The sequence below is a fragment of the Arthrobacter sp. TB 26 genome (assembly GCF_000427315.1).
Taxonomy (GTDB): domain Bacteria; phylum Actinomycetota; class Actinomycetes; order Actinomycetales; family Micrococcaceae; genus Arthrobacter.
Genome location: NZ_AUPJ01000406.1, coordinates 1 through 2,008 on the forward strand (window position 1 = coordinate 1; position 2,008 = coordinate 2,008).

At 67.2% G+C, this 2,008-nt stretch carries 2 protein-coding genes and 1 tRNA gene; all 3 read left to right on the top strand.

All coding sequences use genetic code 11. The features are described 5' to 3' along the window. Window positions 1-816, top strand: an 816-nt coding sequence (locus tag K789_RS0115680; protein ID WP_024367582.1) for an FAD-dependent oxidoreductase, incomplete at its 5' end; no start/stop codon positions are given. Window positions 817-894: 78 nt separating this feature from the next. Next, window positions 895-967: transfer RNA gene (locus tag K789_RS0115685), tRNA-Arg, on the top strand. 61 nt (window positions 968-1,028) lie between these two features. After that, complete coding sequence (yidC, locus tag K789_RS0115690; protein ID WP_272943974.1) at window positions 1,029-1,886, top strand: membrane protein insertase YidC; 858 nt, start codon at window positions 1,029-1,031, stop codon at window positions 1,884-1,886. The last annotated feature ends 122 nt before the right edge of the window (window positions 1,887-2,008 follow it).

Here is a 2,008-nt window from a genome sequence, read left to right on the forward strand (position 1 = left end):
CTGGCCGCCGTCGTCGGGCTGCTGTTCGCCGTCCCCTACAACCTGGGCTTCGTGGCCAATTCCCCCGAGCTGGCGCTGCTGGTGGGCAACGCGCTCGCCTTCACCGCCGGTCAGCGCGGCCGCGTCCTGCTGCGCTTCCGGGGCTCCCGTCCGTTGACGCCGACGACGACGGAATTCAGCTTCCAGCCCGAACGCCCGCTCCGCTTCACGCCGGGACAGTACCTTGAGCTGAACCTGCCGCACGCGAGGGCCGACCACAAAGGCCGGCGGCGGGTGTTCAGCCTGACCAGCCCGCCGGACTCCCCGGAGCTCAGGATCGGGGTGGGCACGGCCGGGCCGCTGTCCACGGCCAAACAGTCGCTCCTTGCCCTGGCGCCCGGCGACGAGCTGACGGCCACCACCGTGGGCGGCGACTTCGTCCTGCCGACGACTCCGGGAACGCCCGTGCTGCTGATAGCGGCCGGGATCGGCATTACCCCGTATCTCGCCCAGCTCTCGGGCGGCTCTGCCGGGGAGCGGGACGTCGTCCTGCTGTACCTCGCCAGGAATGCCGCTGAACTCGCCTACGCCGGGGAACTCGAACGCACCGGGGCCCGGGTCATTGCCCGGCTTGCCGACGGCTCCTCACCGCCGGCGTTTATGCAGGATGCGGGCTCCGTCCGGATCGATGGCGCCTCGCTGAAGGAACTCGTTCCCGACGTCGCGGACCGGGAGGTCTATGTGTCGGGCTCCCCGGCGAGTGTCCGTTCCCTCCGCGCTGCTGCCCGCCGCGCCGGGGCCCGACGGATCCATGTGGACTCGTTCTCCGGGTACTGAGCGCGTCGATTTTCCCTTGGAGCCCCCCTTCCTGCTAAGCTCTAGGACGTCCCGCCGGAAACGGCAGGAACCCTGACTGCCCTCGTAGCTCAGGGGATAGAGCGTCTGCCTCCGGAGCAGAAGGTCGTTGGTTCGATTCCAATCGAGGGCACACAGACAAGAACCCCTAGGATCCACTGGATTCTGGGGGTTCTTTCGTGTTGGCTGACAGTGTGCAAGGTCGGGTCCTTGCCGCGGGCCTACGAAGGGGGCATCGAACGGACGCCGGTGCAGCGCTGTTGTTCCCGTTCCAGTGGCTGGTGTCGGCCATCATGGTGGGACTCCATGACGGCCTGGGCGCCCTCGGCATGCCCGCTGCCGGCGGCTGGACATGGACTCTGTCCATCATCGGACTCGTGCTGGTCATCCGCGCCGCCCTGATTCCCGTGTCCCTGCAGCAGATGAGGGCCCAGCGCCGCATGCGGCGGCTGCAGCCGGACCTGATGGAGTTGCAGGAGAAGTACAAGGGGAAAACGGACCAGCTCTCACGGCAGGCCATGGCCCAGGAGCAGATGGCCCTCTACAAGAAGCACGGCACCAACCCGTTCTCGGCGTGCCTTCCCCTGCTGATCCAGGTGCCATTCTTCTTCGCGCTCTTCACCGTGTTGTCAGGGATTGGAACGGCGGCGGCCAAAGGCCAGGGCATTGGAGCGATGAGCGCGGAGCAGGTGGCGCAATTCCAGGTGTCCAGCATCTTCGGCGCCCCGCTGTCCGCCTCCATGCTTCACGGCACCCCCGTGAGCGGGAACGTGGTCGCGGTGTGGCTCCTCTCGATCGTGATGATCTTCACCATGACGGCGGCGCAGTTCATTACCCAGAAGCACATCATGGCCAGGAACGTGGCCGAGGAGGCCACAGCTGGCCCGTTCATGTGGCAGCAGAAAGCACTGCTCTACGCCTTGCCGATCGTCTTCGGCGCGGGTGGCATCATCTTCCCGATCGGAGTCCTCATCTACTGGACCACTACGAACCTTTGGACGATGGTGCAGGAATTCGTCCTGAACCCGCGGCTTCCCCGGGTGGCCGGGTAGGCATCAGTCCCCCGGCGGCCGGGCCGGGGATGCCCGCCGCCCGAAGAAGGAGGCCCGGCACCCTGCCAATTGTCGGTGCCCGCTCGTAGGCTGTCTGCATCGGCAGCGGGGTTCCGGCGGGG